Source organism: Archangium sp., assembly GCF_036388035.1.
Taxonomy (GTDB): Bacteria; Myxococcota; Myxococcia; order Myxococcales; family Myxococcaceae; genus Archangium.
In genome coordinates this window covers 1-5587 of sequence record NZ_DASVSO010000286.1, presented here as the reverse complement: position 1 = coordinate 5587, position 5587 = coordinate 1, and the positions used below count along the sequence as shown (strand labels likewise).

At 71.3% G+C, this 5587-nt stretch carries 4 protein-coding genes and 1 pseudogene; 3 read left to right on the top strand and 2 right to left on the bottom strand.

Annotated elements, in window-relative coordinates; genetic code table 11:
* Both VF697_RS12120 and VF697_RS12115 read left to right on the top strand, forming a co-directional pair.
* A partial coding sequence (locus tag VF697_RS12120; RefSeq protein WP_414641274.1) for an ATP-binding protein occupies positions 1-1349 on the top strand: 1349 nt, incomplete at its 5' end.
* Positions 1350-1369: 20 nt separating this feature from the next.
* Positions 1370-1687, top strand: coding sequence for a DUF1330 domain-containing protein (locus VF697_RS12115; RefSeq protein ID WP_331094455.1), 318 nt, complete (start codon positions 1370-1372; stop codon positions 1685-1687).
* Positions 1688-1804: 117 nt separating this feature from the next.
* On the opposite strand, the gene VF697_RS12110 is transcribed toward VF697_RS12115, so the two are convergent.
* On the bottom strand, positions 1805-3691 hold the full coding sequence (locus VF697_RS12110; protein ID WP_331094453.1) for a serine/threonine-protein kinase: 1887 nt from the start codon (positions 3689-3691) through the stop codon (positions 1805-1807).
* 288 nt (positions 3692-3979) lie between these two features.
* The gene (locus VF697_RS12105; RefSeq protein WP_331094451.1) at positions 3980-4267 is read right to left on the bottom strand and encodes a hypothetical protein; all 288 of its coding nucleotides are present in this window, start codon (positions 4265-4267) and stop codon (positions 3980-3982) included.
* A 188-nt stretch (positions 4268-4455) separates the two neighbouring features.
* Here VF697_RS12105 and VF697_RS12100 point away from each other — a divergent pair.
* Positions 4456-5587: pseudogene (locus VF697_RS12100) on the top strand (tenascin-X); the annotation flags it as partial.

Genomic DNA, 5587 nt, shown 5'->3' with positions numbered 1-5587 from the left:
TCCCCGTGATTCGCACCGAGCCGAAGCCCGCCGCTCCGCCGCCCGCGGCTCCCGCGCCCAGGGAGCCACCCCGGCAGCTCGAGCCCCTGCGCCTCGGGGTGCTGGACAGCCTCTCGAAGGACGCCGTCTCCCTGGAGCCCCGCGAGCTCCTGCAGCACGCCGCCTTCCTCGGTGGCTCCGGGAGCGGCAAGACGACGCTCGCGCTCAACGTGGTGGAGCAGCTCCTGCTCCAAGGCATCCCCACCCTCCTCGTCGATCGGAAGGGGGACCTCGCCGGCTACGCCAACGACGCCGTCTGGACGCGCCCGCTCGATGACCCGCGCCGCTCCGAGCGCCGAGCCCTCCTGCGCGAGCGGCTCGACGTGGCCCTCTTCACCCCCGGGCACCCCCATGGCCGGCCGCTCGCCATCCCCATCGTCCCCGAGGGGCTCGACTCCCTGCCCGAGTTCGATCGCAAGCAGGCCACCCAGCACGCGGCCGAGGCCCTCGGCGGCATGCTCGACTACAAGCACACCGGGCGCGACAAGTCCTGCCGCACCCTCCTCACCCAGGCGATTGATCAGCTCGTGCAGCTCTCGCCCGGCGGCGTCTCCCTGGAGAAGCTCGTCTACTTCATCGACGAGAAGGATCCGCGCCTGGTGAACGCCGTGGGAAGGCTCGACACCCGGCTCTTCGAGAAGCTCGTGCAGGACCTGGAGACGCTCCGGCTCAACTCCTCCGTGCTGCTGGCCAGCGGCGGCGAGAAGCTCGACCTGGATCTGCTGCTCGGCCGCGGGGCCCACGCGCAACCGGGCAAGACGCGCCTGAGCGTCATCAGCACCAAGTTCCTCGGGGACCACAACAACGTCGTCTTCTGGGTGTCCCAGCTCCTCATCGAGGTGTCGCGCTGGCTCAACCGCAACCCCTCCAGCGCCCTGCAGGCCGTCCTCATGTTCGACGAGGCCGATCTGTACCTGCCCGCCACGCGCCAGCCCGCCACCAAGCAGCCCATGGAGAACCTCCTGCGGCGCGCGCGCTCGGCGGGCCTGGGACTGATGCTCGCCACCCAGAGCCCCGGCGACTTCGACTACAAGTGCCGCGACACCATCCGCTCCTGGTTCGTCGGCCGCGTGAAGGAGAAGAACTCGCTGGAGAAGATGAAGCCCATGCTCAGCGAGGCCCGCGTGGACTTCACCGCGAAGATTCCCACCCAGGTCACCGGCGAGTTCCACGTCCTGCGCGAGGGCAGGGTGGAGCGCGTCAAGGCCGACCCCTCCGTGCTCGCCACCGAGCAGCTCTCGGATGATGAGCTGCTGCGCCTCGCCGCGCGTACACTCCCGGCCGCCGAGGCCCGACGCACGGGCTCGTGATTCCTGGGAAGGGGAAGTGCATGGCCGCCTACGTCATCGTCGAGATCGCCATCCACGATGCGCGGACCTACGAGCGCTACAAGCAGATGGCGCCGCCGTCGATCGCCGCCTACGAGGGCCGCTATCTGGTGCGCGGGGGCGCGGTGGAGGTGCTCGAGGGCTCGTGGAACCCGCCGCGGTTCGTCATCCTCGAGTTCCCCACCACCGAGCGGGCCCGCGCGTGGTGGAACTCTCCCGAGTACGCCCCCGCCAAGGCGCTCCGTCAGGCGAGCACCCAGACGGACATGCTCCTCGTGGAGGGCCTGCCCCCAGGCGCGGACCCGGCGGCCAGGAAGTAACGGCACGGGCTCGGGAGCAGGAGGGGGGACCTCCCGGGCACGTTCTCGCGCAACCTGTACACTTAGTGGACAAGTTCGCGCACCGCGCGACCGGAAGGGTCGGACCCGGGGCCTCGCTCAGCCCTCGGGGATGTCCGTCAACGCCAGCCGGAACTTCGCCGTCTTGCCCGCCTCGATGGGCACCGACAGCCGCCGCCGCTTCCCGTCCGCGCCCTTGATGCGCAGCAGGTGCCTGCCCACCGGCACCGGCGCGTTGAACAGCGGCGTCTTCCCCAGCGAGCGCCCGTTCAGGAACACCTCGGCCGGCGGCAGGATGAGCAGCGTCAGCGCCCCCTGCTTCACGCTCCGCACGGGTGGCTCGCCCTCGCCCTCCTTCTTCACGGGGGCCGGCGCGTCCTTCTTCTCCTGCGTCTCCACCGGGGGCGGGGCTTCCGCTGGAGGCCGCGCGGCCACCTCCGGCGCGGGAGTGCTCGCCAGCGGCTCCGGCTCCCCCTTCTCCTGACCGGACGGCGGCTCGATGGGCCGCATCGCCGTCAGCTCCGCCACGTTCACCGGTGGCTCGGAGACTTCTTGCGCCTCGAGCATCGCCGCCAGCTTCACCGCCCCGAAGCCCGCGCCCCCTCCCACCACCAGCACCCCGAGGATCACCGCCACGAGCCGGCCCTTCCCCTTGCGCACCGGCCTCGCCTGCCCGTGCTGACCGGTGGCCGCCACCCGCTGCTCCCGCGTCACCCGCCTGCCCGTCGTGGCCACCGGACTCGTCACCGGCTCGTCCGGATCCGCCCCGCGCGTCGGCCGTGCGCTCTCCTCGCGCTCCTTCCGGGACGCCGGGGGCGGGGGGCGCGGCTTCGCCTCCGCGCGGGGCCCCAGCCGCGTGGACTCGTCGCGGGAAGAGGGGTGGGTCTCCGCCCTCTCCGGGCTTGGATCCGTGGACTCCAGGGCCTCGCCACCCCCCAGCATCCGCGCCATCCCCGAGTCCACCTGCTGCGCGCTCGCCTCGTCCGCGCTCTCCAGCAGCCGGCGCGTCACCTCCATCCGATCCTGGAAGTGCTCGCGCATGAAGGCGGCGCGCTGCTCCGCGTCGAAGAGCAGGTTGCCCGCCGCCGCTTCGATCGCCCGCGCCATCTCGCGGCCGTTCGGGTAGCGCTGCTCCCGGTCCCTCGCCAGCGCCTTGAGCACCACCGTCGACACCGCTTGCGACAGGGACGGCACGCGCGCCGAGGGCACCGGGATGGGCGCCTCGAGGATCATCTCCATCTCCTGGCGCTCGGTCTGCGCGGAGAAGAGGCGCTCGCCGGTGAGCATCTCGTGGAGCATCACCCCCACGGAGAAGAGATCGCTGCGGCCATCCAGCGGCTCGCTGCGCACCTGCTCGGGCGACATGTACCCGGTGGTGCCCTTCACCATGCCCACCTGCGTCTGCCCCCGGCCGTCGCGCGCCTTGGCGATGCCGAAGTCCAGCAGCTTCACCACCCCGTCGTACGTCACCATCACGTTCTTCTGCGCCACGTCCCGGTGGATGACGGGGTAGGGCTTGCCCCCGGGCGTGGTGAAGGTGTGCGCGTAGTGCAGCGCCAGGCAGACGTCTCGGGCCACCGACAGGGTGAAGCCCGGGGGCAGCGTCTTGCCCCGCCGGCGGCACACCCCGGCCACCTGGTTGAGGTTCTGCCCCGCGATGAACTCCATCGCCAGGAAGAGGCCCTCGGCGTCCTGCCCCAGCTCGAACACCTGGGCGATGTTGGGGTGGTTGAGCGCCGCGGTGATGCGCGCTTCATCCAGGAACATGCGCTCGAACTGCTCGTCGTCGCGAGCCCCCGGGAGGATGCGCTTGAGTGCGACATACTTGCGGAACCCCCCCGGCCCGGAGGTGAAGCCGAGGAAGAGCTCCGCCATGCCACCCACCGACAGCTGCGCGAGCACCTGGAACTTCCCGATGCGCTGCCCCCAGTGCAGGTCGAGGTTGGCGGAGCTGGGTGTCGGAGCGCCTTTGGCCGGTGCGGACATGGGGGCGCAGGATAGTCCACAACCCCTGTGGACGGCCTGTGGACGGACCCCCGCCTGCCTGTGGATAACCCGCCCGTGGCTCCCACCCCTGTGGGTGGCCGGGGATAAGCGCCAACTTCCCCACATGTAGCAGCTTCGGAGAACCTCCGTGTTTCCAGGCGGTTACGGACTTTTCCACAAGCCCACACCCCCTGCTGTTGCTCCTATTTGATCTACATCTCAATTCACTCAGTACAGAAACAGAGGGGCCTGGGGACAGTGGGAAGTCCGCGCGGGCCACCGGGTCCCTCAGTGCCAGCCCCGGGCGAGCGAGACGAGCGTCAGGCGGGCCCTGGGCGCGTCCAGCTCGACGCCCACGTCACAGCCGGCCAGCGGGAACTCCAGGGTGACAGGGCCCTGGCGGGGCAGCAGGCTGCGCTCGTGCCAGGCCTGGACGGCCAGCCGGAAGAGCTCGCCCAGCAGGGCGTGGCGGACGTCCGGAGGCAGCAGATCCATCTGCGGCTGGAGCGCGAGCGGCACGAAGACGGTGAAGGCCTGGGCCAGCTGCTCGGAGACAGCGGATTCGATGGAAGCCATGTCTTCGGGCTTTGCGAGATTCGTACCGCCCGTGAACCCCAGGAGTTGCGGGGTGTTGGGGGGACTCCCCTCGCGGTGGACCGTAGAAACGCCAGTGCCCCGAGGGTGACCCGGTGAACGGGAGGGGGTGGACCCCCCTCGCACCTCGGGAAGGCGAGGGCTATAGCCGAGAGGTCAGGGGTCCCTGCATGGCGCGCGAAACGAGAGCAGTCGGGTGGATGTGGGTGCTGGGGGCACTGCTGCTCACGGGGCCGCTGGGGGCCTGCCGTGACGAGAAGCCGCCCCTGGTGGGCTCCTCGGGCCAGGTGCGCTTCTCGCAGGAGGTGATGGCCTTTCCGGCCACGTACGTGGGTGTCTCTCGGGAGGGCGATCTCCGGGTGGGCAACGCGGGCCGGGCCCCGGTGCGGGTGACATGGGGCTCGGTGCCGGCGCCCTTCGGGGTGGAGGGGCTGCCGGAGGAGGTGGAGGCCTCCGGGGAATCCACGGTGAGGGTGCGCTTCACCCCCCCGGCGGCGGGGACGTACGAGGCCACGCTGGTGGGCACGGAGGAGGGAGGCCGCACGGTGACGCTGCGGCTGACGGGCGAGGGCAAGCAGCCGCCGCCCTGCCCCACGCCGGTGACGTGCCACCGCTTCACCTTCGACGAGGTGAAGGAGGAGTGCGTGGAGGAGGTGCTGGCGGACGGCACGGCGTGCGATCCGGGCAATGCGTGCGTGTTGGACGCGGTGTGCCAGGCGGGCCGGTGCAAGGGACGCGAGCGGCTGTGTGACGACGGCAACGCGTGCACCACGGACGTGTGCGGCCCGCTGGACGGGTGCCAGTCGGTGCCGGCGCCGCCGTGCCCGGGGGACGGGGCATGCCAGGAGGGCTGGTGCGATCCCGGCAAGGGCTGCCAGCTGAGGCCGGCGGCCAACGGCACCTTCTGTGGCGAGGCGCGCGGGTGCGATCTGGCGGACGTGTGCGTGGAGGGGGCGTGCCTGAAGCGCAACCCGCCGGACGGCTTCGTGTGCGCGCCGGCGTCACCCTGCCAGGGAGAGGGGAAGTGCCGGGGCTCGACGTGCGAGCGGCCGCAGGCGATGACGCTGCTGCCGGACTGGACGTACGACGCGCGGGCCGAGAACAAGGAGCTGCATGATGTGTTGGTGGGCCCCCAGGGGGACGTGACGCTGGCGGGCTTCTTCGCGCGGCCGGTGCTGGGGGCGACGGAGGCCTCGGCGGTGGAGTCCCAGGTGACGGGGCGGCGCTGCATGCTGTGGAACGAGCGGCTGCTGTGCATGGATCTGCCGCAGCAGGGGAAGGTGTCGCTGATGGAGCGGGCGA